Origin of the sequence: Gloeomargarita sp. SRBZ-1_bins_9, from assembly GCA_039794565.1 — a bacterium.
Classification (GTDB): domain Bacteria; phylum Cyanobacteriota; class Cyanobacteriia; order Gloeomargaritales; family Gloeomargaritaceae; genus Gloeomargarita.
The window spans coordinates 25877-48704 of record JAUQVX010000001.1; the positions used below are offsets into that span (position 1 = coordinate 25877).

Below are 22828 nucleotides of genomic sequence, written 5' to 3' on the forward strand. Positions count from 1 at the left end.
CGCCCCCCATTTTAGCTCAAGAGCGGACGAAAGCCGTGCTTGCGGGAAACTGCCCCGATTTGCGCCATTTTGTCAAGGGTAATCTGGTTGCGGCCCCAGGAGAAATTGGTGTACCAGCCCTCAAACTCCAGTAACATCGCTTCGGCAAAACAGGCGTACAGATGGCGGCTGGGGTCCGTCAGGTTTGCCCACTCCATAATTCGCCAGTCAATCTCCAGCGCGTGTTCCACCATGCCCCCCTGCAACACCCGCACCCCCGGTCGCCGAATTTGGGTGTTGAGATTCTTGGGATAGCCCCCGTCAATCACCAGGCAGGGATTCTTCAGCACCGCCGGGTCAATCTCCAACCCCTTGGGCAGGCTCGCCACCCACACAATCACATCCGCCAGGGGTAACCCCTCCTCCAAAGCCATGATGCGTCCCGTCCCCAATTCCTGGCGGAAGTCCTGCAGGCGCTGTTGATTGCGGGCCACCAGCAGGAGGTCGGCGTGGGGATAGTAATGGGCCACCCACCGGCACACAGCACTGCCAATGTCCCCGCTGGCCCCACACACCAAAATCGTCGCCCGCTGCAAGTTGATGTCCATTTCCCGGGCCGCCAGTTCCATCTGCTGGGTAATGATGTAGGCCGTGTGGGTGTTGCCGGTGGTGAAGCGCCGAAAATCCAGGGAAACATTGCGCACCTCCCGGATTTGGTCCAGGTTAAAGTTTTCAAAAATGATGGAAGTAAACCCCCCCAGGGCCGTAATGTCAATGCCGTGTTTTTGGGCATGGGCCATGGCATTCAGCACCTTGCGCATGGCGGCTTTGAAGCGATTTTGGGCCAGCATTTCCGGGACAAAACAGGACTCCACATACCGCCCCTCGATCACCTGTCCCGTGACGCTGCGCACTTTGATTTCATCCAAGATATGGGGCGGCGCCATACACCAAAAATCTAACCCCTGTTCGGCATACTCGGGATAACCCAAACGGTCGGCCAGGGATTGCGCATATGCTAAGCTGGTGAGATGGCCAATCAGTCCAAACATGAGCCGGTTGTATCCAGAAAACACCCCCACCAGGATAACGAAAATGCATCGCGTCTAGGCAGTCACCAGGCCCATGGCCGTCAGTTGCATCACTTCCCGGGTGTTAAAGCCAACCTCCGCCAGGGCATCCCCGTAGGCAATCAGGAAATCCTCCACCAGGGCCGCCTTTTCCATACCCAAAGTGGCCGCATCCTGTTCCACGTCATTCAACATTTGCCAGACCAGGGGCAGATTTTGGCGATTGGCTTCCTTCAAGGCCTCCTTGACATCGGCAAAATGATCTTTCAGCCACTTTTGGCCAAAGTTCAGATGCAAATATTCGTCCTTGACTACCCCCTCTGTGATCTTGCGGGCAAAGGGGTCCGCTACAGGGATGTAAATGTTGTAAGCGGCAATGGCAAACGCCTCGATGATCAGGGCTTGAATCAACAGGCAGGCCACCACATTGCCACTCTGGAAGGCGGTTTGGAAATTGTTGTGTAACTTCTGAAAGAACCTTTGGGCAAAGGGAAAATCCGGGGTGACGTTCAGGTTGCGTCCACAGGCTTCAAAACCCTTTTTGTGGCGGCTTTCCATCTTGGCCAGGGCCACCAATTCTTCCCGATGCTCCGGCAACAGTTCGGCGATTTTGTAGTAGTTATCCGCCGCTTGCTGTTCCCCTTCGATCACAATGGCGTTGATGCGACTGTAGGCATCCCGGTAGGTGTCGCTGTGGTAATCGAGGGTCGCGGTTGCCGTCATCGTGGTTCACTCCTTTTGGCTGCTGGGTTATCGGGCATTTTTACTGTACCAGAATCCCCTGCTGCCTGCCAAACCTGGTGGTCCGTTGCCCTTACACTGGGTATGGACAGGCCGGGAGGCAACCTTGGGGGTCATCCTGCGCAGTTACGTCTATATTGATAGCTTGCAACCCCAGTACGCGGCTTACCTGGGGACGGTGCTGTCGGGCTTCCTGCCCCTGCCGGGGGACGCGTCCCTGTGGGTGGAAATTTCGCCGGGGATTGAAATCAACCGCATTACCGATGTGGCCCTCAAGTCCAATCTGGTGCGGCCCGGGGTGCAGGTGGTCGAGCGGTTGTACGGGCTGCTGGAAATCCACGCCAGTCGCCAAGGGGAAGTGCGGGCAGCCGGGCAGGCCATTTTGGCGGCGCTGGGGGTGAAGGAACAGGAACGGCTCAAACCCCGGGTGGTCTCCAGCCAGGTGATCCGCAACATTGACCCCCACCAGGCCCAACTCATCAACCGCATGCGCCGGGGTCAGATGATTTTGGCGGGGCAAACCCTGTACATTCTGGAGGTGGAGCCGGCAGCCTATGCGCCCCTAGCGGCCAACGAAGCGGAAAAAGCGGCCCTCATCAACATCTTGGAGGTGCAACCCTTCGGCAGCTTTGGGCGGGTGTACCTCGGCGGCCAAGAGCGGGACATCCTGGCGGGGTCGCGGGCAGCCCTGGCGGCGATTGAGCAATTACAGGGCGTTGTCACCCCTACCGTTGAGCGGCGGGAGTAGCTAGGGGTTGACTGCCACCACCATCCAATCCCCGGGTGAGGTTTGCCAATAGCGATAGCGGTTCTGGGGCTGACCGCGCAATTCCAGGTGGTCCACTTGCCAGGGATGCAACCACAGCACACAAAACTCAGCGGGTGGTTCAGGGGGGACAGGGATGTTCACCGGCAGGTCACCCGTGCGGGGTTGGCCGGGATGGGGCCAGAGAAATTGCTGCCGTCCCGCATCCGACAGAGCCTGCCACCGTTCGCGGCGTTCGGCTTGGGCCAAGGGGTCAGGGTGGTCCCCATCCACCAATTCCAGCACCCCCGCCAGGCGAAACTGCTCCCGCGTTTGGGGAAAATACCAGCACAACTCACCCCAGGGTTGATGGTGGAGATGTTGCACCTTTTCGCTACGCCGGTCGGTGACAAAGGCCAAGGTATCCCGGTCCTGGGAAAAACCGCGAAACACCACCGTGCGGTTGTGGGGACGGCCCTGGGCATCCACCGTGGCCAGTTGGACGTAACGGCTGTAGGCCAGGGACCGGTTCCGGTGCAACGCCCGCGCCAAGGGCAGCCGCCAAGGGGCCAGGGCCATCTAGGAGGAAGGCAATTCTTCCAAGTAACGCAATAGGTCGGCCATCGCCTGGGGACTGGGTTGAAACTGGGGCATCGGTGGTGTTTTCCCCTCGATCACTTGGGCGATGATGCGTCTGGCCGACCGCCGTTTGACCACCCCCTGCAAGGAAGGTCCCACATGACCCGACCCTTCCACCCCGTGACAACTGGCGCAGTTTTGTAGAAAAATATCTCGCCCCCGCACTGGGTCGCCCACCAGACTGAGAACCGCTTGCACGTAAGGGTCGGGCGTAGACAGGCGCACCGCAACCCAACTGACCCCTACCAAACACAGGATCAACCCTAGACCCACCAGTACCGATGGCCACCGGAAGCGATCGGTCGAGGTTAAAGGCTTCGATTGCACCGTCTCCACTGGAGCCCCTTCTCAAAGAGATTTTGGTTAATGACTAGACCCTTGGGTGGGTCCCCACCAGTTGTTAAAAACGCTATTCCTTAAGGAGTTTTGGAACATATTGTAACAATAACCACTCCCTTTGTGTACCGAAGACACTGCTTGTGCTAGCCCTTGTCGTTACGCTATATTTATTTTTTGTCCTAAAAGTGCTTCAGTTATGGCCAAACGGGTGCAAGTGGTGTTGACAACCGCCGTGCCGAAGTTGGGGGTAGCCGGGGACGTGGTGGAGGTGGCGCCGGGATATGCCCGTAATTATCTAATCCCCCAGGGGAAAGCGGTCGCGGCCACAGCCAGTGTTTTGCGGCAGGTGGAACAGCAGCGGGAACGGGAACGGCAGCGTCAGCTACGGGAAAAAGAAGAGGCCCTGGCCCGTAAAACCGCCCTGGAGGTCATTGGTCTATTGACGTTGCCCATGACGGTGGGGGAAAAGGACCAGTTGTTCGGGCGGGTGACGGAGCAGGATGTGGCGGAGATGATCCAAGCCGGTACCGGTCAGGTGGTGGACCGCCGCGATATTACCATTCCCGATATTCGCAAGCTGGGGACCTACGAAGCCCAGGTGCGCCTCCATCCCGAGGTGATGGCTACGGTGCGGTTCAAGGTGGTACCGGCCAAGGGGTCTGCCTAACCGGGGGTTATCGGCTATGCACCGCCTGGGCGGCCCTTTGCCCCAAGACCATACCGGTGCAGGCCTTGTCTTCAATGCACCTGAGGGTGGCTGCCGGCTCCGCAAAACCCGTATTTCCTCTGACGGCCGCTAGATTGGCCATCCAGGTCAGGGAACTGACCACACCCTAGCGGAAGGTGCCGATGGTCCGCTCCGGTGCAACCCCAGCCACCACAGCACCCCCGCCCAGCCTAATCCCCGCCGATGACCACATCCCGGATGAGCAAGCTGGGTCCCCCGCACCCGACCGGCAGCCCGTTTTGGCCCCCCTTGCCGCAGCCGCCCGATTCGTCCCAGACCAAGTCGTTGCCAATCCCCTCGATTTGGGCCAGGGTGTGGAATACATTACCCGTCAAGGTCACGTCCCGCACCGGTTCGGCTAACTGTCCCTTGCGCACCCGCCAGGCCTCCCCCGCCGTAAAGGTGAACATTTCCCCGTTGGTCATGCCCCCCAGCCAGTTACGGGCGTAAATCCCCTCCCCCAGAGCCGCCAACAAATCCGTCAGAGAAGCGTTCCCCGGCCCAATCCAGGTGTTGGTCATGCGCACCAGGGGGGGATGGTGATAGTTCAGGCAGCGGGCATTGCCGGTGGGTCGTTCCCCCAACTTCCCCGCCGTTTCCCGGGAGTGGAGCCGCGCCGTTAAAACCCCATCCGTGATCAGTTGGGTGATGGTGGCCGGTACCCCCTCATCGTCATAGCCATAACTCCCCCGGTGCCCCGGCAGCGCCGCCCCGTCAAAAATCTGTAACTCCGGTGGCCCAAAGCGCCGCCCCAGCGTCATCACCTCCAGCATGTCCGGGTTTTCGTAGAGCATGTCCGCCTCCGACAGGTGCCCAAAGGCCTCATGCACAAACAACCCGGTCAGGATGGGGTCAATCACCACCCGGTACACGCCCCCTTTGACCTTGGGCAGGGTCAACGCCTGAACCGCTCGTTCCGCCGCCCCCCGCACCTGGGCCTCCAGCCCCTGCAAATCCCGCCAATCTCGCCGCGAACCGGTGGTTTCCCGCCCCACCTGCACCAGCCCATCTCCCGTCGCCGTCGCACTGAAACGCATTTCCATATCCACCCAGGACTGGTCAATCCAGGTGCCCTCAGAGGTGGCCAGGATCACCCGGTGGGCCGCATCCCCGTAGCGCACGGTTGTGGTGCTGATCTGGTCCGAAACCGACCGCAGGACATCCCGGTAATGTTCACACAGGGCCTTTTTGTCCGCCAGGGGCACCGTGCGGGGGTCCACACCGCTAAGCAAGGGACCGCATCGGGCCTGCACCGGTTCAACGGGCGCCAGTTGAGTGGTTTCCGTGCCGACCATCCGCGCCGCGCTGACGGCATAGGCCACCTGGTCCGCCAGGGTGTCCAGGGCGTCAAAGCTGACAAACCCCCAGCCTCCCCGATAACAGGCCCGCACCTGCCCGCCAATGGCCAAACGTTCCCCCAAGGCTTCGATACGCTCGTTGCGCAGGACGATGTCGGTGCTTTCGATGGCCTCTAGGCGGATGCTCAAGAAATCCACCTGTCCCCGGTAGCGCTGAAGTGCCTCCGTTACATGGGAGCAATAACTGTCCAGGTCCATCATGGCGAGGACGTCTTCGGTGTCACTTCCCCAATGATAAAAGTCGGTATCCCTAAGCCTGCCAGCACGGTTTGCGCCGAGGTCACCTGGTCCGGCGGCACCACCACCACATAGCCAATGCCCAAATTGAAGGTTTCCCGCATGGCCGCTTCCGTCACCTGGCCCTGCCGCGCGATCCACTGAAAAATGCCCGGCCAAGACCAGTTCTGCCACTGAATGTCAATATGTTGACCGGGACCCAAGCAGCGGGGCAGGTTTTCCGGCAAGCCACCGCCGGTGATGTGGGCCATGCCGTGGATGGGAATCCCCTGTTCCCGCAGGGTATTCACGGCCGGTGCGTAGATGACCGTCGGCGTAAGTAGCACCTCCCCCAAACTTTTTCCGGCCAATTCCGGGGGGGTTTGGGCCAGGATATCAGGGATGTGGGCTTCGTCCCCCGCCAGATAGGCCAAAATACGCCGCACCAGACTGTAACCGTTGCTGTGCACCCCGCTGCTGGCCAGCCCCAGGGCCACATCCCCCACTTGCACCTGGGTGCCGTCGAGGAGGTCCTGCCGTTCCACCACCCCGACGCAAAATCCCGCCAAATCGTAAACTCCCGGGGCATAAAAGCCCGGCATTTCTGCCGTTTCTCCTCCCAGGAGCGCACAGCCGCTTTGCCGACAACCCTCGGCTATCCCCTGCACCACAGTGGTTAAGGTGGCGGCCTCCAGTTTACCGGTGGCGATGTAGTCCAGGAAAAACAGGGGACGGGCGTTGCTGGTGAGGACATCGTTGACGCACATGGCCACCAGGTCAATGCCGATGGTGTCGTGGCGGTTCAGCCATTGGGCCAGTTGGAGTTTGGTGCCCACCCCATCGGTCCCCGCCACCAGCACCGGTTCTCGGTACCCCGCCGGCAGTTGAAAATAACCCCCAAAACCGCCAATACCCCCCAAGACACCGGGGATACGGGTGCGGTCAACCGCTGGACGAATGGCCTCGATAAATGCCCGCGCCCCTGCCAAATCCACGCCAGCGCTGCGGTAATCCATGGTGCGGTCTTGTGCCGGTCAGACGGAATCTGCTACAGTTCGGTGGGGATTAACCCGTTTTTTCACTCTGCCACGAACTGTCCCTAACGCCAAGGGCATTTCTGGCCGCACTCTAGTTTTGTGGGTTGTGAGGAGTGAACCATGCCCAACACACCTAAAGCTCAGGTTCTGCAAATGGCAACGTTGACCTCCCTGGTAACGAGTGTTCTGTGGAGTGTTCCTGCCTTACCGGGCCGGGCTGAGGTGGTTAAGGTCGGTGAGCGCACCCCTGCGATTGTCCCTACCCTGCGGGTGTATCCCCACACCCTCAACGGTCAACCGGCGGCTACCGTCTTAGTGCGGGACATTCCGGTTTTAACGTTCCTGGGGCGGACCTCGGGGGTGGTGGCCGATGGGGGGATGAAGATGGCCCAGGCTGCCCTGCGCGCCGATGACCCCCTGGTGCCGGCGACCCAATTTATTGCCCGTTTGCACCGCTTGACCCAACAGCGCTGGGATGCCCGGGATTTGCAGGTGGTGGTGGATGATCGCCAGCAGCTCTGGTTGCAGTACCGGAACGAACGCCTGCTGCGCTTCGATGGCTCGGTGACCTTTGACGGGGCAACCCCCGATGCGGTGCAAAATGCCCTACAGATGACCAATCGCCTGCGCCTGCGTTTGGGCAATGCCCCCCCCTTGACGGCGGTGGTGAACCTGGCGGGGCAACCCTCCCTAGCGCAACGGGTCCTATCGGCGGCGGTGGGGTCGGTGCGGGCGGTTTTACAGGGATGGGCCTCCTGGTATGGAGCAGAGTTTCGGGGACAGCGCACGGCCAGCGGTGAACCCTTTAATCCCCAGGACTTGACGGCGGCCCATCGCACGTTGCCTTTTGGTACGCGGGTGCGAGTGACCAACTTGCGCAACGGTCGTTCGGTGGTGGTGCGGATCAACGACCGGGGTCCCCACTTGCCGGGCCGGGTGATTGATATTTCCGCAGCGGCGGCCCAGGCGCTAGGGTTGATCCAGATGGGAACAGCACCGGTGCGTTTGGAGGTATTAGGGCCGTAAAGGTGCGTCTGGTACGAACCCGAGCGGGCTTGCAAACGGCACTGGCAAACCGGCAGGATGTGGGTTTTGTGCCGACGATGGGGGCGTTGCACCCGGGCCATGCCGCCTTGATCCGGGCAGCCCGCCAGGAACACACCACGACGGTGGTGAGTATTTTTGTCAACCCTTTGCAATTCGGCCCCCAGGAGGATTACCAGCGCTACCCGCGCACCCTAGAGGCGGATGTGGCCCTGTGTGCTTCCCTGGGGGTGGATGTGGTGTTTGCCCCGGAGGTGGCGGAGTTGTTGGGCGCGGGGGAAATAACCCAGGTGGTGCCCCCAGCGAGTCTGACTCAGCATTTGTGTGCGCCCCATCGCCCTGGTCATTTCACGGGGGTGGCCACCATCGTAACCCTGCTGCTGCAACTGGTGCGCCCCCGGACGCTCTACCTGGGGCAAAAGGACGCCCAACAGGTGGTGATCCTGCAGCGGGTGCTCCGGGACTTGGAATTGGGGGTGCAGGTGCGGGTGGTGCCGACGGTCCGGGAGCCGGATGGGCTGGCCTACAGTTCCCGCAATGCCTACCTGAATGGGGCGGCGCGCCAGCGGGCGGGGTGTATTTATCGGGCGCTCCAACAGGCAGAGATACTGTTTCGCCAGGGGGAACGGCAGGCGGGAGCACTCCTAGCCGCAGTCCAGGCGGTATTAGCCCAAGAACCGGCCTTGAGGGTCCAATACCTGGAGTTGGTGGATGCCGTTACCCTCCAGCCGGTGACGGTGGTAGAAACGGAAGCTATCTTGGCGGTGGCGGCCTTTTTAGACGGGGTGCGGCTGATAGATAACCTGTGGCTGCGGTGCCGCGCACCGATCCTGGCGATTGATGGACCGGCCGGGGCGGGTAAATCCACGGTCTCGCGGCTGGTGGCCCAACGGTTGGGGTTAACCTACTTGGATACGGGGGCCTTGTACCGGGCGGTGACCTGGGCTGTCTTGCAAGGGGGGATCGACCCGACCGACCGGGTAGCCGTGGCGGAGCTGGTGGCCCGACTGCACCTGGAATTGCGTTGGCAGCCGGAGTTGCGGGTGTATGTCAACGGGGTGGATGTCACCGACGTGATCCGTACCCCGGAGGTCACCCAGGTGGTGTCGCAGATTGCCGCGCAGCCGGCAGTTCGCCAGGTATTGCTGGCCCTGCAGCGGCAGTACGGGCAGCGGGGGGGGATCGTCATGGAGGGGCGGGACATTGGTACGACGGTGTTTCCCGAAGCCGAGGTGAAGATTTTTCTGACTGCCTCGGTGCAGGAACGGGCCCAGCGGCGCTGGCGGGAGTTGCAACAGCAAGGGGTCACGGATGTAGAAGTAGGGACCATTGCCGAGGCGATAGCGGCCCGGGATGCCCAGGACAGTCAACGGGCGGTTTCCCCCCTGCGGCAGGCGGCGGATGCGGTGGTGATTGATTCCGATGGGCTGACGATTCAAGAGGTGGTGGACCGGATTGTGGCGGTCTGGCACAAAACGGTGGGGCTATAATGGAGGATGAGCTACCCCAGCTCTGGCCCTATGCTTGATGTAGTGATTATTGTCTCGTTGCTGGTAATTGCCGGGGCGCTGGGCTTTCAAAGTGTGGAATGGTTACCCCCAGAGACCTTGGCGCCGGTGCAGAACGTGACGGGTTTACGGTGGGTGCTGAGTGGGTTTGCCGCCCTGATTGTGGGGCTGCCTTTAGGGCTGATAGTCCAGGGGGCTTACCGCCGTCTGGAACGGCAGTTGCGGCAATGGCCCATTGAGGTGGTGTTGACCCGGGCGGTGGGCTTGGTTTTGGGGTTGCTGGTGGCCAATTTGCTCCTGGCGCCTTTGTTTGTCCTGCCGATTCCGGGGGGATTGGGTTGGCTCAAGCCCCTGGCGGCGGTGGTGACCAGCTTGGCGTTGGCATACGTGGGTATGTCAACGGCGGATACCCACGGCCCGGCCCTGTTGCGCTTGATCAGCCCGAACACGGTGCAACCGATGCTCCTGGCGGAGGGGACGTTGCAACCGGCAGCCAGCAAAATTTTGGACAGTAGTGTCATCATTGACGGGCGCATTGAACCCATCCTGGCTACTCAGTTTCTGGAGGGTCAGCTCATCGTACCCCGTTTTGTCCTGGCGGAGTTGCAGGGCCTAGCTGATAGCAGTAATGACCAGCGGCGCCAACGGGGACGTAAGGGATTGGAGTTGCTCAGGCGCTTGCAGCAGACCTATCCCCAACGCCTGGTGATCCACAGCGCCGATTACCCGGACCTGGGCACGGTGGATGCCAAGTTGGTGCGCTTGGCCCAAGAACTCAACGCTATGCTGCTGACGAACGATTACGGGCTGAACCAGGTGGCGACGGTGCAGGGGGTGCGAGTGTTGAATTTGAATGACCTGGCCCAGGCGCTGCGGGCGATGTACCAGCCGGGCGACACGTTAGATTTGAAGATTCTCAAGGAGGGTAAGGAACCCAGCCAGGGCGTCGGCTATCTGGAGGACGGTACGATGGTAGTCGTCGAACAGGGCCGCGACTACATTGGGGGCCAACTGCCGGTGGTGGTCACGGGGGCGTTGCAAACCAGTGCCGGTCGTATGATTTTTGCCCGTCCCAAGGCCTCCCTGAAGACCTGAGCACCCGTGGATCTGGCCCGGCCAAGGATGGCGTTGGGTGCTGGGGCAATCGGGTTGGCCTCTGCTGTTAGTTATTGGTCCGAACCCCAGTCGCGCTACGCCTAGCCAAGGGGACCCCACTTTAATAGAGGTCGCCCGGATCAGTCGGCAGGTGGGATTTAACGGGTTGGTCCTGGTCAACCTATGCCCCCTGTGCGCTCATCCCCGCAACCTGCCCCCCGCTTGGCCACGGAAATGGCAACAGGAGAACTGGGAGCTGAAGAGTTGCCAAGTCCTGGGGTCTGCCCTTGACCACCTGAGGGTTCCCTGACCCACCGGGAGCATCCTCGCCATGGGTTACGGCCAGCGCTTGGTCCCCTTGGACATCACCCGCCACACCCAGGGACTCAAAACCCCAGCCGGTCCAGACGTTGGGCGAACTCGTCCCAGGGGATGTGCTGTTCCAGGTAGCGGGGGTTTTGGGGGTCATAGGGAGCGGACAGCCGATCCACCCAGAGAATCTGTGCTTGCGGCGACAGCACCGGCACATCGGGGTCAAAGGCGGTTGGCGACGTCAAGGAGCTGCTAAACCCCTTGTACACCAGCACTTCACCCGTTTCGTCCCCCTCCCACACCGTCAACCGCAACACCTCGCGGGGGTGAAAACGGCTGTAGTTTTCTAAGCGTTCGATGGGCGTGGGCATGGCTTTTAGGGGGACAGGGCCGTCCGACCCTGTTTAGCCAGGCGCACCAGCAGGAAATAGGCCAGGGCCAGACCGTACACCACCAACCCCAGCACCCCCCAGAACCCCAAATCGGTCGTGGGTACGTTGCGGTGGAAGAGTTCCCGGTAACCCCAGGGGGCCTCCAGCCAAACCCGGCACTGGCCATCCGCCACTAGAGCCGCCGAAGACAAAAAGCCGCAGCGCAAAAACGGCAGCATCGCCAATGCCCCCAAACTGGCCGCCCAGGTGACAATCCAGCGCCAGACCCGGATCGCCCAAGCTAAAGGCCCCGGTCGCTCGGCAATTTCCTCGTTCAGGTCCACCCAAAACCACAGGCAGACCGGCAATAGGATTTGGGCCAGCAACGACACCGGAAACCCAATCGGCAAGGCCCCGATCATCAAGTACACCGTGATCATCAGCAAGCTGGACACCTGCCAGTAAATACCCAATAGGGTGACGATGGCCCGTGCCCGCTGCACCCAGGCCCAGACCAACAGTCCCAACGGCACCAGCACGTAAAACAACACCGCCACCCGGTAGTAGGTCCACACTAAGGTCGTCAGCCACACCTGGGGCATCGTTTCTCGCTCTAACCACCAACCCGGCCACCCCTAGTCTAACACCCCGCCCCGAACGCGATAGGATGAAAAAGTGTAAACATTAAGAAAATATAAAAAATGCTATGGGCGGTTATACCCTGCGGTGGGTCAAGGGGGTAGGGGAGGTGCCGGCGGCCCAGTGGAATGCCCTGGCGTTGCCCTTGAAGACGCCTTTTTTGGAGTGGGAGTGGCTCAACCACCTGGAAAGTTCCGGCAGCGCTATCCCCCACACCGGCTGGCTCCCCCGGCATTTAACCCTCTGGCGTGGAGAAGTCCTCATCGCCGCTGCCCCCCTCTATCTAAAAGGCCACAGTTACGGCGAGTTTGTGTTTGACCACCAGTGGGCGGAATTGGCCTATCGCCTGGGCGAACCCTATTACCCCAAGTTGGTGGGCATGATTCCTTTTACGCCGGCGGTGGGCTACCGGTTTTTGGTGGCGCCGGGGGAAACGGGGGTGAATGAGTTATTTGCCCAGGCAATTGACCAATTTTGTCGGCAGGAGAGGATTTCCAGTTGCCATTTCCTATTTGTGGACCCGGACTGGGGCGAGGCCATGACCCGCCTGGGATACCACCGCTGGCTACATCACCACTATCTCTGGCAGAACCGGCATTACCGCTCCTTCGACGACTACCTGGCCCAATTCAACGCCAACCAGCGCCGCAACATCAAGCGGGAGCGCCAAACGGTGCACAAAGCCGGTATCCAGATGCAGGTGCTTACGGGCGCCGCCATTCCCGAACCCTTTTTCAACCTGATGTACGACCTGTACAGCCACACCTGCAACCGGTTTTTATGGGGCAGCAAATACCTGACGCGGGCCTTTTTCCGGGGGTTGGCACGGGATTACCGGCACCGGGTGGTGTTCAGCGTGGCCTGTAGCGAGCAGGGGTTAGCTGAACCGGTGGGCATGGCTTTTTGCATCGTCAAGGACCAGCAACTCTATGGCCGCTACTGGGGGGCCTGGCAGGAAATTGACTGTCTGCACTTTGAGACCTGTTACTACACGCCGATTGCCTGGGCCATCGAACAGGGCATTCAGGCCTTTGACCCCGGCGCGGGTGGGCGACATAAGAAACGGCGGGGCTTTTGGGCCACTCCCAACTTCAGCCTGCATCGCTTCTACACCCCACGCCTGGGGGCCATCCTACCCGAGTACATCCACCAGACCAATGCCTACACCGCCCAGGAAATCCAGGCCATCAACGAAAACATCCCCCTGAAGTGCGACCCGCCCGTGACCCAAATCGCCGGCCTGACCCTGTCGCTACCCCACGAAACCGACGAAGCCTAGGGCTGAATCGCCAACAACTCCACATCAAAATACAGCGTGGCGTTGGGGGGAATCAGGCCGGCCACCCCTTGGTCCCCATAGCCCAACTCCGGGGGAATTTCCAAACGTCGTTGGCCGCCGACCCGCATCGTCGCCACCCCTTCATCCCAGCCTTTAATCACCTGGCCCACCCCCACCCGGAAACGGAAGGGTTGGTTGCGCTCATAGGAACTGTCAAACACCTGCCCATCCGCCAACTTGCCCACGTAATGCACCACTGCCGTTTGGCCCCGCTGGGGACTGGCCCCCTTGCCCGGACGCAACTCCTGATACCGCAGCCCCGATGGCGTGATGACCCAGTCGTCTAGGGTGGTGCTGGGGCGTTGGGGGGCAGGGGTTTCCGCAGCGACTGTCTCGGTTGGCAATTCTGGCGTGGCCGCCGCCGGTGGCGCTTGCAGGGCTGCCTTCACCTGGGCGCCGATGAGCACCAGCGCACTGAGCACAAACACCACCAGACTCACCAGAATAGCCGGGAGATGGTCCATCGGTCCTCCCTTTAGGTGCCCGTCGTCCAACTGCGCAGGTATTCCTCCTGCACCGGGGTCAGCGTATCAATCTCAATCCCCATCGCTTTTAATTTTAGGTGGGCAATCTCCCGGTCGAGTTTAGCCGGCACAGGGTAAATGCCCGGCGCCAGTTGTCCTTGGTGCTTGACCAGGTATTCGCAGGCCAGCGCCTGGTTGGCAAAACTCATGTCCATCACACTGGCGGGGTGGCCTTCTGCAGCCGCCAGATTGATCAAGCGTCCCTCCCCCAGCACCACAATCCCCTTACCCGACTGCAGGCGGTATTCTTGGACAAAGGGGCGCACCTGGACCACTTCCCGGCTCATGGCCGCCAGGGCTTGCAGGTCAATTTCAATATCAAAATGGCCGGCATTGGCCACCATCGCCCCCGGTTTCATCAGTTCAAAATGCTCCCGCCGGATCACGTGTTTGTTACCAGTGACGGTGATGAAAATGTCCCCGATCATGGCCGCCTGGTGCATGGGCATCACCTGAAACCCATCCATGGCCGCCTCCAGGGCACGCACCGGGTCCACTTCCGTCACCACCACCCGTGCCCCCAGTCCCCGCGCCCGCATGGCCGTTCCCTTGCCGCACCAGCCGTAACCCGCCACCACCACCGTCTTGCCGGCAATAAGTACGTTAGTCGCGCGCAAAATCCCATCCAGGGTGGACTGGCCCGTGCCGTAGCGGTTGTCGAAAAAGTGTTTCGTTTCCGCGTCGTTGACATTCACCGCCGGAAAAGGGAGCGCCCCTGCTGCCAGCATCGCCCGCAGGCGAATCACCCCGGTAGTGGTCTCCTCCGTCGTGCCAATGATTTCCGGAATCTGGTGGGGCCGTTCCTGAACCAGTGTCGCTACCACATCACCCCCGTCGTCAATGATCAGCTGGGGATGGTGGTCCAGTGCTCGGCGCACATGGCGTTGATACGTCGCCGTGTCTTCCCCCTTGATGGCAAACACGGGAATCCGGTGGTGCACCACCAAGCAAGCCGCCACATCATCCTGGGTCGAAAGGGGGTTACTGGCGATCAACAGGGCATCGGCGCCCCCTGCCTTTAGGGTCAAGGCCAAATTGGCCGTTTCTGTCGTCACGTGGCAACAGGCCACCAGGCGAATCCCCTGCAGGGGTTTTTCCTGGGCAAAGCGCTCGCGAATTTGGGCCAGGACCGGCATTTCCCGCGCCGCCCACTCGATCCGTTGCCGACCCAGGGGCGCCAAGCCCAAATCCTTGACCTCGCAATCCACCCAGGCGCCCATTGCCGTCATACAACCAACCTCCCTAACCCGTGTTTTCTTAGCCTACACCATCGTCCTAGGATCAAAGCAATGGCACGGGAGACGGCCCATGCAGCCACACAGCCGGATTTATGTAGCCGGGCATCGGGGATTAGTCGGTTCAGCGCTATGCCGGCAATTGCACCGGCGGGGGTATACGCATCTACTAACCGCTACCCGCCAGGAATTGGACCTCCGGGATGAGCGGGCCGTCGGGCGTTGGTTTGACCAGCACCGGCCGGAATACGTGTTTTTAGCAGCGGCCAAAGTCGGGGGCATTCTGGCTAATGCCACCTATCCGGTGGACTTTCTCCAGGACAACCTTCAAATTCAAACCAACGTCATTGCCCACAGTTTCCGCACTAGCGTCAAGAAACTGTTGTTTTTGGGGTCATCCTGCATCTATCCCAAATTCGCCCCCCAACCCATCAAAGAAGAGTACCTGTTAACCGGTGCTTTAGAACCCACCAACCAATGGTATGCCGTGGCCAAAATTGCCGGGATCAAACTTTGCCAGGCCTACCGGCAGCAGTACGGCTGGTCCGCAATCTGCGCCATGCCCACCAATCTCTACGGCCCCGGCGACAACTTTGACCTGGCAACCTCCCATGTGTTACCGGCCTTGCTGCGCAAATTCCATGAAGCCAAGGTCAAGGGAGAACCCCAGGTGGTGGTGTGGGGAACAGGAACCCCGCGCCGGGAATTCCTCTACGTGGATGACCTGGCCGATGCCTGTATTTTTCTGATGCAGCACTACGACGCAGCGGACATCATCAATGTGGGCACTGGCGAAGACATCAGCATCCGGGAACTGGCAGCCCTGGTGCAACACATCGTGGGTTACCAAGGGGACATCGTGTACGACACCAGCAAACCCGATGGCACCCCCCGGAAATTGCTGGACGTCTCCCGGTTGCGGGCGCTGGGATGGCAGGCGCAAACCCCCTTAGCAGTCGGCATTGAAAAAACCTACGCCTGGTACCTACAGCATGCCCAAGGGTGTCTCCAAACGTGATCTCCCCCAGAAGGTGTGTCCGGTCTGCGGTCGGCCCTTTAGCTGGCGCAAAAAGTGGGCGGATTGCTGGGACGCGGTGAAGTACTGCTCAGAGCGCTGTCGGCGGCGGCGTCATTCGGCCAGTTCGTGACCCGTTAGCCGTAAAAACACATCCTCCAAATTGGCCCGGCGACGGCTCAGGCGGGTGCTATCCAGGTGTTCTAGGGCCTGCCAAAGCGCCGAGTCGTGGGCCGGCAAGCTCATGACATAGCCCTGGCCCAGGGGGCGCCACCAAACCCCCGCCCGTTCCGCCAACTCCTGCACCACCGCCGCCGGTACCCCCTCAATTTCCGCCACTTCGGTGCCGATGATGCGTTGGATGAGCGCTTCCGGCGGTCCCTGGTCCACCACCACCCCCTGTTGCAACAGCAGCAGCCGGTCACACAACCGTTGCGCCTCGTCCATGTAGTGGGTGGTCAACAGTACCCCACAGCTCTCCTGCTTAAGTTGGGCAATGCGGCGCCAGAAGGCCTGGCGGGCATCCGGGTCCAGACCGGTGGTTGGTTCATCCAAAAAGATGATCTTGGGTCGGTGAATAAGAGCGCGGGCCAGTACCAGCCGTCGTTTGAGTCCCCCCGACAGGACATCCACCCGCTGGTGGGCGTAATCCGTCAGCCCCATATCCGCCAACAATTCCCAAGCCCGTTGGCGCGCCGGTCGCCCTGTGATCCGGTAGTGGTGGGCAAAAAACACCAAATTTTCCCAGACCGTGAAATCCGGGTCCAGATTGTCCTCTTGGGTGACCACACCCAGGAATTGCCGCGCCTGACGTCCTTGCCGTTGCACGTTGTAGGGACCCACCTGCACCAACCCACGCTGGGGAATCACAGCGCCGTAGAGCATCCCAAACGTCGTGGTTTTGCCTGCCCCATTTGGCCCCAGTAGCCCCAGGATTTCACCGGGTTGTAGTTGTAGGCTCACCCCTTGCACCACCGCCCGCTGCCCGTAATACTTCCACAAATCCTGGGCCATTAACTCCATCGGTTTAGCGGGGGGGATCACAAATGAGCAAGCTCATGCTGCTGCGTACCGGTTCCAGGGTCAAGCGGGGCCGACCAGCCCTGGTTTGGGTGTACTCCCGCAGGACCCGTTGCGCTTGGGCATAAGGCACCGACAACACCAGCGCCTCCAATTGACCTTGGGGGCAAGCGCGGGCCTTGGGGTCTCGGTCCAACCAGGCCTGACCACAGATACCTGCCCAGACCTCCGCCACCGGCAACCCGCGATAACTCCCCTGGGCAGCAAACACTGCAATACCTTGAATTTCCGGGTCGAGACGGGTCGGACGTTGGCGCGCCAAAGAGCGAAACAGGGCACTGCTGCGGCAACGCTCGAAACCCTGGAGAACCCGGTCATTCACCAGAACCGTCCCAGTCGCCCCCAGCAGAGCTAAGCTGCCAATAAGGCCAGCAAGAACAGCACCGACTCGCCACTTTGCCATCAGCCCTCTCTCCAGCTCTCCAGTCACCCAACCCATACTAGCAGGACAGGTATTTGAGTTGGTCTGCTCGTCACAGCGGCAAACGCCCGGTCGTTTACCAAAGGGTGGTGGGTTCCAAAACCGCATAACCGCTGGTGACAATCAACAGGAGAGGCACTAGGCCCCAGCTTTTTTAGTCCCAGGAGAAAAACACCAGCATCAATACCCCGGCCATCCGGACCAAAAAGCTCCCATCGCGGCTACCCCCCCCCACCAGACAAGAGAGGATGGCTAAGTGGTAAAGAGAAAAAGAAAATACTTTATCCTAATTGCAGGTGCCATTGCCCAGCATCGCTCCCTCTTTTGTCAGCGCCCTGTACCGGGCCAATTACCAAGGGTTTATTCGGGGGTGCGATCCCTGGATGGAAAATGTCACCTTTTCCGGTCTTTTTTATGTTGTGACTAGTATACTCTCGACTCTTTCGCCCGACTGTTCCAGATGGATTTTGATGCTCCGTTCTGGACGATGTTTATTCATCAGGGAGTATTTTCCTTTTAGCTGGACCCAGACAGTGGTTATGCCCTTGGCCAACCTGTGTCTAGTTTTTCGGCAATGGTGGGATAGCGAGGGGGACATACGGTTTACCATCGAACTGCCCACCCCGCAAAAGACCTACGAAATCTATGAGTCTGGAGGCGCAGAAAAGGCAGAGCAGCACTGGCAGCAGGACCCTTTGGTACAGGCCCTCAAGCGCTTAGTCCGCACCCAGGAAATCCGCCCCTCATGCGGACGCAGAGACTCGAACTCTGACCCGTAAGGACTGGAACCTAAATCCAGCGCGTCTACCAATTCCGCCACGTCCGCAGGCAACTTTTATTATAGCCCTTGCTATAGTAGGGCTTATGTTGGCCAAGCGCATTATCCCCTGCCTAGATGTCCACGCCGGCCGGGTGGTCAAGGGGGTCAACTTTGTCAACCTGCGGGATGCGGGGGACCCGGTGGCCCTAGCCCAGCACTACAATCAGGCGGGAGCCGATGAACTGGTGTTTTTGGACATCAGCGCTACCCACGAGGGCCGCCATGTGTTGTTGGACGTCATTGAACGCACGGCTAGTCAGGTGTTTATCCCCCTGACAGTTGGAGGTGGCATCGGCGACCTGGACACCATTAAGGCCATCCTGCGGGCGGGCGCAGATAAGGTGAGCCTGAATTCGGCGGCGGTGCGCAACCCGGATTTGATTAACCAGTCCAGCGAGCGCTTTGGCCGCCAGTGCATTGTCATTGCCATTGATGCCCGGTGGGTGGGGGACCGCTGGACGGTGTGGGTGCGGGGGGGACGGGAGGATACAGGCAAAGACGCCATCGCCTGGGCAGAGGAGGCGGTGCAGCGGGGGGCAGGGGAACTCCTGGTCACCAGCATGGATGCTGATGGGACTAAAGCGGGGTATGACCTGTGCTTAATCCGGGCGATTGCCCAACGGGTGCCCGTACCGGTGATTGCCTCCGGGGGTGCCGGGAATTGCCAACACGTTGCCGATGCTTTTGTCCAGGGGGGGGCAGCAGCTGCGTTGCTGGCTTCATTGCTGCACTACGGTGAATTGACCATCGCCGACATCAAGACTTACTTGGCTCAGCAGGGAATACCGGTGCGTCAGTGTGGTCAGGATAACCCCTGAGGCGAAAAATCTCTGGTACAACTAAGGCAGGAGTCATCTAGGGGGGGTCCTCATGGTCAAGTACAAGATTTTGGTCATTGACGACAGTTTTCTGATCCGCAAGTCCCTGGTAGAACAGCTTTCCGGGGACCGCTTTGAGGTGTACGAAGCCCAGGATGGTCCTTCCGGTTTGGCCAAGGCGGAAGAGGTCAACCCCGATGTCATCCTACTGGATTTCATCATGCCAGGGATGAACGGCTATGAGGTGTACCAGGCCTTGCGCGCCAACCCCAAATTCGCCAATACGCCGGTGATCATCATTTCCAGTAGCTATGACGAGGTGGTGAGTAAATTTGGCTACCCGTTTGTGGGGTTTGATTTTCTGGCCAAACAGTTTACCAAAGAGCAACTGGAGGAGCGCATCAACGCCGTTTTGCCCATGATTGCTGCCACGCCGGAGCATGTTGGGGTGGGCGTCACCGAAAAACCGCCGGTGGACCACTGGCAGCGGCTGGAAACCCTCCTAGGCGAGTTGGGGCAGCAACTGCAACAAAAACCCACCTGGGTCAACGAATTACCGACCCCCCCGGACCTCACCCCCCTACTGGTGCAACTGCAAACCCTGGAAGGACGCCTGCAGGAGCTATATCACCGCCCACCCGCCCCCCACTTGCAGGAAATGACCGCCGCCTTGACCCATTTGCAGCAGAGCTTGTCCCTGGAGCCTTTGCATCAGCAACTGCAAGCCCTGCAGGAACAGGTCAAGACCCTGCAATCCCAATTACAGACCCACCAGTTGACCCAAGCCACTCTCGAGCAACTGACCAGCAGCATGCAGAGTTTGAACCAGGGCATTGCCCATCTACCACGCACCGATGCGATACTCGAGCAACTGAAATCCCTGGAGGAAAAAATTGACCGAAGCCGGCAACCAACCCCAAACTTTCTCCTGGGATTTGTTGCTGTCACAGTCGGGGCATTAGTTGGCGCGTTTATTGGCGCTAGCGTCGTTGCCGGTCAACGTCAGTCCCCACTACCGACCACCCCCACTAGCTCAATTTCCGCTGGAGCAACCCACGGATGCTAAGAACAACCGCCGCATCGCAGATCGCCAGAATCGCCACTGCTGTTCCCAGGGTTGTTTCACCCCAAGGTGCACTCAGGACCACATCCGACCAATGCCAGTGGGGGTGCAAATACACGTGGCGAATCGGCTCAATGGCATAGCTCAGGGGATTGAGACTGGCAATTACCTGCAACCAGCGGGGCATGAAATGCAACGGGGCCAAGGCCGTACTGGCAAACAGCAAGGGTAAATTCACCACAAAGATCACCGCCAGCAATTCCACGTGCCCCGGCAGGGCGAAGGTCAATCCCAAACTCAAGGCCGTCATGCCCAACACCAGCAACAGGACAACTGCCACCAGCAGGGCAAAACCGCTGGCACCCGGTAAACCACCCCCCAGCAGATAGCTGGTTAACAGCACCGCCACCGTCTGCACCAAACTCAGCAGCGTGATAAAAATGGTCGAGGCTAGGACGATAGAAAAGCGGGAGACCAGAGGGGCGACCAAAAAACGATTCAAAAAGCCAAACTCCCGGTCAAACATCACCGGTAAGCCCGCATTTAAGGCCCCCGAAAAAACCGTAAACACGATGATTCCGGCGCTCAAAAACTGGGCATAGTTGACCCCCTCCCCCAAAAACCCCGCCGGTGCATTCTGAAACAAGGCCCCGAACAAAATCAACCACATCAGGGGCTGGATAATCCCGGCAATCAGGGTCGCGGGCCGCCGCCGCAGTTGGATGAGCAAACGCCGCGTCAGGGCCGTTGTTTCTTGCACCAGCTCAGCTAGCGGATGACTACCCGATGTCACCGGTGGGGCAGAAGTCACCGTTGCAGCCATAGCCACTCCCAGCACACAACCACTGCTAGGATCAGGCTAACGCAGGAACACCATTTTGACCAGCAATGCACCTGGCCCTGGTAAATATCACCCTGGACTGGAAGGGGTCCCTAACGGAGTTGATTCCCCAGATTCACGCCCACCTGCAGACCTACGGCACTCCTGTGCGCTGGGCCATCACGGCGGTTCAGGACCGGACCCTCACCCTAGAGGCGGTAGTGGTGACGTCACAGTTGCCCCAGTAAGGGATGGGTTTGGGGAATCACCCGCACCCGCTCCACGTACTCCTGGGCTAACCGTTGCCAGTTCAGAACTTGCTCCGGCGTGGGGGCCGCACTGGTCAACCGGGGGGTCACGGGCTGTAACACCACCAGAACCCGGGGGTCCACCGCCCGAATCATGGTTAAGGCGTCCACCAACTCGGGGGTTTGGGTGTGCCGGTCCACCACGATCTTGACAAACACCTCCACCCCCGCCTGTACCGCCAGGGTCAGGAATTGGTGGTGCGCTTCGTGGTGCTGCTCGCCGCTGACACTGGGGAGTTTGTAGTCCATGGCGATAGTACGGATCCAGGGCAACACCCACGCCAATTCCTGGGGTCGGTGTCCCCCCGTTTCCAGGTAAACCGGCAGAGGGATGGTTCGGGTCAATTCGGGCAGGAATTCTGCTAGGAAGTCGGCCTGCAGCAGGGGTTCTCCCCCGGTGAGGCTGATGGCGGTGTGTTTCCCCCCCTGATAGTGCCTTTCCAGCCAAGCCAACACCTGTTGGACGGTGACGGGATTGGCCACCCTTTGAAAATCGCGCATCCCCGGCGTCATTTCCACCCGTCCCTGGGGTGCGGGCCGCCACGTATGCCTACTATCGCAGAACCGGCAACGCAGGTCACAGCCGCCCAGCCGCAGGAAAACCTGACGGTCCCCGACGTAAGGTCCCTCCCCCTGAATAGCCGAGAAAATTTCCACCAGATTAGCGGTTGTCTTCATCGCCAGATGAGAAATTCCCCTTCGCAACCCTGATCCACCCAGATGCCCTGGCGGTCGTAGCCCCAGGTGCGCCCCTCGATACAACGGCGATTGCTCAACTGACGCTCCAAACGCACACCTCCGTGATTCCCCACCGGACAGGTCCTGTAGCGCCCGTTGATGGATTCACAGGTCATCCTTACTGGTTTCGCCGCCGGGAACCCACCTGTCTTGGGCTTGCGCCGCCACCTGTGCCAACCCCCTGAATGCAACCTCAACAGCGTTAGTTGACCGAGATGTCTGCCCACCCCTGAGGGCAATGCACCCTTATTTCTAATTCTGTCAGTTTTGCCCTAGTTGCGCAGGGAACCGTCCACCCAGCGGGTGCTCTGGTAGGTCACTTCCGCAATGAAGGCCCGTTGCAAGGTGGCGCCCGTGAGATTGGCATGACTCAGGTTGGTATTGACCAGCACCGCCCCCGTCAAATCAGCCCCGCTGAGATTAGCGCCCGTTAAGTTGGAGCCGATCAAACTGGCGCCGGCCAGATTGGCCCCCGTGAGGTTGGCTCCACTGAGATTGGCCCCGTCAAGGCTGGTGTTGCGCAGATCGGCACCTTGGAGATTGCTATTGCTCAAATTGGCGCGGCTTAGGGCAGTGCGGTTTAGCTCTTGAACCGCTGTTCCCAGGCGCGCCCCCTGGAGATTGGCCCCTGTTAAGTTCACCCCGATTAAATTCAAACCCCGCAAATCCGCCCCTTGCAGGTTGCAATTCACACATTCCCGATTGTTCTTCAAGCGTTGCACCGCCTCCAGTTGCGCCCCCACCGGTAGGCTAAAACTTAGCAGTAGTAAGCTAAGACCAATCCACACTTGGCGCATGGTCAGAACCTACCTGTCGTTCCCCCCGTT

At 60.1% G+C, this 22828-nt stretch carries 27 protein-coding genes and 1 tRNA gene; 11 read left to right on the top strand and 17 right to left on the bottom strand.

Annotated features, from left to right (window positions below):
* Positions 1-11: 11 nt before the first annotated feature.
* Both Q6L55_00145 and Q6L55_00150 read right to left on the bottom strand, forming a co-directional pair.
* Positions 12-1031 (bottom strand): long-chain acyl-[acyl-carrier-protein] reductase, encoded by a 1020-nt coding sequence (locus Q6L55_00145; GenBank protein MEN9257125.1) that lies wholly within the window; start codon positions 1029-1031, stop codon positions 12-14.
* Between the two features lie 54 nt (positions 1032-1085).
* Positions 1086-1772 (bottom strand): aldehyde oxygenase (deformylating), encoded by a 687-nt coding sequence (locus Q6L55_00150; GenBank protein ID MEN9257126.1) that lies wholly within the window; start codon positions 1770-1772, stop codon positions 1086-1088.
* Between the two features lies 1 nt (position 1773).
* Here Q6L55_00150 and Q6L55_00155 point away from each other — a divergent pair, with 1 nt between their 5' ends.
* Entirely contained in the window at positions 1774-2538 is a 765-nt protein-coding gene (locus Q6L55_00155; GenBank protein ID MEN9257127.1) for a hypothetical protein, read from the top strand.
* Here the strand turns inward: Q6L55_00155 and Q6L55_00160 are convergent, their stop codons facing one another.
* Positions 2539-3114, bottom strand: coding sequence for a pyridoxamine 5'-phosphate oxidase family protein (locus tag Q6L55_00160; GenBank protein MEN9257128.1), 576 nt, complete (start codon positions 3112-3114; stop codon positions 2539-2541).
* Positions 3115-3510: a cytochrome c gene (locus tag Q6L55_00165; GenBank protein ID MEN9257129.1), complete on the bottom strand. Its 396-nt coding sequence runs from the start codon at positions 3508-3510 to the stop codon at positions 3115-3117.
* Positions 3511-3709: 199 nt separating this feature from the next.
* Between Q6L55_00165 and rplI the strand changes: the two genes are divergently transcribed.
* On the top strand, positions 3710-4180 hold the full coding sequence (gene rplI, locus Q6L55_00170) for a 50S ribosomal protein L9 (protein MEN9257130.1): 471 nt from the start codon (positions 3710-3712) through the stop codon (positions 4178-4180).
* A gap of 230 nt (positions 4181-4410) precedes the next feature.
* On the opposite strand, the gene Q6L55_00175 is transcribed toward rplI, so the two are convergent.
* Entirely contained in the window at positions 4411-5799 is a 1389-nt protein-coding gene (locus Q6L55_00175) for a TldD/PmbA family protein (GenBank protein ID MEN9257131.1), read from the bottom strand.
* Positions 5796-6830, bottom strand: a complete 1035-nt coding sequence (purM, locus tag Q6L55_00180; GenBank protein ID MEN9257132.1) for a phosphoribosylformylglycinamidine cyclo-ligase — start codon at positions 6828-6830, stop codon at positions 5796-5798. The genes Q6L55_00175 and purM overlap by 4 nt, the downstream gene beginning before the upstream one ends.
* A 141-nt stretch (positions 6831-6971) precedes the next feature.
* Here purM and Q6L55_00185 point away from each other — a divergent pair, with 141 nt between their 5' ends.
* From Q6L55_00185 to Q6L55_00195, 3 genes are read left to right on the top strand one after another with little or no spacing between them, the layout of a single operon-like run.
* Positions 6972-7877: a septal ring lytic transglycosylase RlpA family protein gene (locus Q6L55_00185; protein MEN9257133.1), complete on the top strand. Its 906-nt coding sequence runs from the start codon at positions 6972-6974 to the stop codon at positions 7875-7877.
* 2 nt (positions 7878-7879) lie between these two features.
* Complete coding sequence (locus Q6L55_00190; GenBank protein MEN9257134.1) at positions 7880-9385, top strand: bifunctional pantoate--beta-alanine ligase/(d)CMP kinase; 1506 nt, start codon at positions 7880-7882, stop codon at positions 9383-9385.
* A gap of 30 nt (positions 9386-9415) precedes the next feature.
* Positions 9416-10498 (top strand): PIN/TRAM domain-containing protein, encoded by a 1083-nt coding sequence (locus Q6L55_00195; protein ID MEN9257135.1) that lies wholly within the window; start codon positions 9416-9418, stop codon positions 10496-10498.
* A gap of 386 nt (positions 10499-10884) precedes the next feature.
* Here the strand turns inward: Q6L55_00195 and Q6L55_00200 are convergent, their stop codons facing one another.
* Together Q6L55_00200 and Q6L55_00205 are read right to left on the bottom strand one after the other, a co-directional pair.
* Positions 10885-11181 (bottom strand): hypothetical protein, encoded by a 297-nt coding sequence (locus Q6L55_00200; GenBank protein MEN9257136.1) that lies wholly within the window; start codon positions 11179-11181, stop codon positions 10885-10887.
* 5 nt (positions 11182-11186) lie between these two features.
* The gene (locus Q6L55_00205; protein MEN9257137.1) at positions 11187-11783 is read right to left on the bottom strand and encodes a DUF3177 family protein; all 597 of its coding nucleotides are present in this window, start codon (positions 11781-11783) and stop codon (positions 11187-11189) included.
* Positions 11784-11887: 104 nt separating this feature from the next.
* Between Q6L55_00205 and Q6L55_00210 the strand changes: the two genes are divergently transcribed.
* A complete protein-coding gene (locus Q6L55_00210) occupies positions 11888-13099 on the top strand; it encodes a GNAT family N-acetyltransferase (protein ID MEN9257138.1) in 1212 nt (403 codons plus the stop codon).
* Here Q6L55_00210 and Q6L55_00215 read toward each other — a convergent pair.
* Together Q6L55_00215 and ahcY are read right to left on the bottom strand one after the other, a co-directional pair.
* On the bottom strand, positions 13096-13623 hold the full coding sequence (locus tag Q6L55_00215; GenBank protein ID MEN9257139.1) for an FKBP-type peptidyl-prolyl cis-trans isomerase: 528 nt from the start codon (positions 13621-13623) through the stop codon (positions 13096-13098). The two genes, Q6L55_00210 and Q6L55_00215, sit on opposite strands and share 4 nt — an antisense overlap.
* A gap of 11 nt (positions 13624-13634) precedes the next feature.
* Positions 13635-14912, bottom strand: coding sequence for an adenosylhomocysteinase (gene ahcY, locus Q6L55_00220; GenBank protein MEN9257140.1), 1278 nt, complete (start codon positions 14910-14912; stop codon positions 13635-13637).
* Positions 14913-14991: 79 nt separating this feature from the next.
* On the opposite strand from ahcY, the gene Q6L55_00225 reads away from it, so the two are divergent.
* Both Q6L55_00225 and Q6L55_00230 read left to right on the top strand, forming a co-directional pair.
* Positions 14992-15936: a GDP-L-fucose synthase gene (locus Q6L55_00225; protein ID MEN9257141.1), complete on the top strand. Its 945-nt coding sequence runs from the start codon at positions 14992-14994 to the stop codon at positions 15934-15936.
* Positions 15911-16066, top strand: a complete 156-nt coding sequence (locus tag Q6L55_00230; GenBank protein ID MEN9257142.1) for a DUF2256 domain-containing protein — start codon at positions 15911-15913, stop codon at positions 16064-16066. The genes Q6L55_00225 and Q6L55_00230 overlap by 26 nt, the downstream gene beginning before the upstream one ends.
* Here the strand turns inward: Q6L55_00230 and Q6L55_00235 are convergent.
* The 3 genes from Q6L55_00235 to Q6L55_00245 all read right to left on the bottom strand — a co-directional run bounded on the left by Q6L55_00235 (position 16048) and on the right by Q6L55_00245 (position 18260).
* On the bottom strand, positions 16048-16956 hold the full coding sequence (locus Q6L55_00235) for an ABC transporter ATP-binding protein (protein ID MEN9257143.1): 909 nt from the start codon (positions 16954-16956) through the stop codon (positions 16048-16050). The two genes, Q6L55_00230 and Q6L55_00235, sit on opposite strands and share 19 nt — an antisense overlap.
* Positions 16957-16960: 4 nt before the next feature.
* Positions 16961-17416 carry a hypothetical protein gene (locus tag Q6L55_00240; GenBank protein ID MEN9257144.1) on the bottom strand — a complete coding sequence of 152 codons (456 nt, stop codon included), beginning with the start codon at positions 17414-17416 and terminating at the stop codon, positions 16961-16963.
* A 764-nt stretch (positions 17417-18180) separates the two neighbouring features.
* Positions 18181-18260 (bottom strand) — tRNA-Leu (locus Q6L55_00245).
* A 38-nt stretch (positions 18261-18298) separates the two neighbouring features.
* Between Q6L55_00245 and hisF the strand changes: the two genes are divergently transcribed.
* Together hisF and Q6L55_00255 are read left to right on the top strand one after the other, a co-directional pair.
* Positions 18299-19072: an imidazole glycerol phosphate synthase subunit HisF gene (hisF, locus tag Q6L55_00250; GenBank protein ID MEN9257145.1), complete on the top strand. Its 774-nt coding sequence runs from the start codon at positions 18299-18301 to the stop codon at positions 19070-19072.
* Positions 19073-19124: 52 nt separating this feature from the next.
* The gene (locus Q6L55_00255) at positions 19125-20138 is read left to right on the top strand and encodes a response regulator (GenBank protein ID MEN9257146.1); all 1014 of its coding nucleotides are present in this window, start codon (positions 19125-19127) and stop codon (positions 20136-20138) included.
* On the opposite strand, the gene Q6L55_00260 is transcribed toward Q6L55_00255, so the two are convergent.
* On the bottom strand, positions 20101-20958 hold the full coding sequence (locus Q6L55_00260) for an ABC transporter permease (GenBank protein MEN9257147.1): 858 nt from the start codon (positions 20956-20958) through the stop codon (positions 20101-20103). The genes Q6L55_00255 and Q6L55_00260 overlap by 38 nt on opposite strands.
* Before the next feature lie 65 nt (positions 20959-21023).
* Between Q6L55_00260 and Q6L55_00265 the strand changes: the two genes are divergently transcribed.
* On the top strand, positions 21024-21203 hold the full coding sequence (locus Q6L55_00265; GenBank protein MEN9257148.1) for a hypothetical protein: 180 nt from the start codon (positions 21024-21026) through the stop codon (positions 21201-21203).
* Here Q6L55_00265 and Q6L55_00270 read toward each other — a convergent pair.
* The 3 genes from Q6L55_00270 to Q6L55_00280 are packed head-to-tail and all read right to left on the bottom strand — an operon-like array spanning position 21186 to position 22798.
* Positions 21186-21941: a 7-carboxy-7-deazaguanine synthase QueE gene (locus tag Q6L55_00270; GenBank protein ID MEN9257149.1), complete on the bottom strand. Its 756-nt coding sequence runs from the start codon at positions 21939-21941 to the stop codon at positions 21186-21188. The two genes, Q6L55_00265 and Q6L55_00270, sit on opposite strands and share 18 nt — an antisense overlap.
* A complete protein-coding gene (locus Q6L55_00275) occupies positions 21938-22228 on the bottom strand; it encodes a DUF3011 domain-containing protein (protein ID MEN9257150.1) in 291 nt (96 codons plus the stop codon). Before Q6L55_00275 ends, Q6L55_00270 begins: the two co-directional genes overlap by 4 nt.
* Positions 22229-22273: 45 nt before the next feature.
* Complete coding sequence (locus tag Q6L55_00280) at positions 22274-22798, bottom strand: pentapeptide repeat-containing protein (GenBank protein ID MEN9257151.1); 525 nt, start codon at positions 22796-22798, stop codon at positions 22274-22276.
* Positions 22799-22828 lie beyond the last annotated feature (30 nt).

Bases quoted from the DNA above. Each gene is read 5' to 3' on its own strand.
- Q6L55_00255 (MEN9257146.1), top strand. From the start codon at position 19,125: ATGGTCAAGTACAAGATTTTGGTCATTGACGACAGTTTTCTGATCCGC.
- Q6L55_00200 (MEN9257136.1), bottom strand. From the start codon at position 11,181: ATGCCCACGCCCATCGAACGCTTAGAAAACTACAGCCGTTTTCACCCC.
- Q6L55_00195 (MEN9257135.1), top strand. From the start codon at position 9,416: ATGCTTGATGTAGTGATTATTGTCTCGTTGCTGGTAATTGCCGGGGCG.
- Q6L55_00175 (MEN9257131.1), bottom strand. From the start codon at position 5,799: ATGATGGACCTGGACAGTTATTGCTCCCATGTAACGGAGGCACTTCAG.
- purM (MEN9257132.1), bottom strand. From the start codon at position 6,830: ATGGATTACCGCAGCGCTGGCGTGGATTTGGCAGGGGCGCGGGCATTT.
- Q6L55_00160 (MEN9257128.1), bottom strand. From the start codon at position 3,114: ATGGCCCTGGCCCCTTGGCGGCTGCCCTTGGCGCGGGCGTTGCACCGG.
- Q6L55_00150 (MEN9257126.1), bottom strand. From the start codon at position 1,772: ATGACGGCAACCGCGACCCTCGATTACCACAGCGACACCTACCGGGAT.
- Q6L55_00230 (MEN9257142.1), top strand. From the start codon at position 15,911: ATGCCCAAGGGTGTCTCCAAACGTGATCTCCCCCAGAAGGTGTGTCCG.
- Q6L55_00225 (MEN9257141.1), top strand. From the start codon at position 14,992: ATGCAGCCACACAGCCGGATTTATGTAGCCGGGCATCGGGGATTAGTC.
- ahcY (MEN9257140.1), bottom strand. From the start codon at position 14,912: ATGACGGCAATGGGCGCCTGGGTGGATTGCGAGGTCAAGGATTTGGGC.
- Q6L55_00145 (MEN9257125.1), bottom strand. From the start codon at position 1,031: ATGTTTGGACTGATTGGCCATCTCACCAGCTTAGCATATGCGCAATCC.
- Q6L55_00185 (MEN9257133.1), top strand. From the start codon at position 6,972: ATGCCCAACACACCTAAAGCTCAGGTTCTGCAAATGGCAACGTTGACC.
- rplI (MEN9257130.1), top strand. From the start codon at position 3,710: ATGGCCAAACGGGTGCAAGTGGTGTTGACAACCGCCGTGCCGAAGTTG.
- Q6L55_00205 (MEN9257137.1), bottom strand. From the start codon at position 11,783: ATGCCCCAGGTGTGGCTGACGACCTTAGTGTGGACCTACTACCGGGTG.
- Q6L55_00265 (MEN9257148.1), top strand. From the start codon at position 21,024: ATGCACCTGGCCCTGGTAAATATCACCCTGGACTGGAAGGGGTCCCTA.
- Q6L55_00270 (MEN9257149.1), bottom strand. From the start codon at position 21,941: ATGAAGACAACCGCTAATCTGGTGGAAATTTTCTCGGCTATTCAGGGG.
- Q6L55_00280 (MEN9257151.1), bottom strand. From the start codon at position 22,798: ATGCGCCAAGTGTGGATTGGTCTTAGCTTACTACTGCTAAGTTTTAGC.
- Q6L55_00260 (MEN9257147.1), bottom strand. From the start codon at position 20,958: ATGGCTGCAACGGTGACTTCTGCCCCACCGGTGACATCGGGTAGTCAT.
- Q6L55_00215 (MEN9257139.1), bottom strand. From the start codon at position 13,623: ATGGACCATCTCCCGGCTATTCTGGTGAGTCTGGTGGTGTTTGTGCTC.
- Q6L55_00240 (MEN9257144.1), bottom strand. From the start codon at position 17,416: ATGGCAAAGTGGCGAGTCGGTGCTGTTCTTGCTGGCCTTATTGGCAGC.
- hisF (MEN9257145.1), top strand. From the start codon at position 18,299: ATGTTGGCCAAGCGCATTATCCCCTGCCTAGATGTCCACGCCGGCCGG.
- Q6L55_00235 (MEN9257143.1), bottom strand. From the start codon at position 16,956: ATGGAGTTAATGGCCCAGGATTTGTGGAAGTATTACGGGCAGCGGGCG.
- Q6L55_00210 (MEN9257138.1), top strand. From the start codon at position 11,888: ATGGGCGGTTATACCCTGCGGTGGGTCAAGGGGGTAGGGGAGGTGCCG.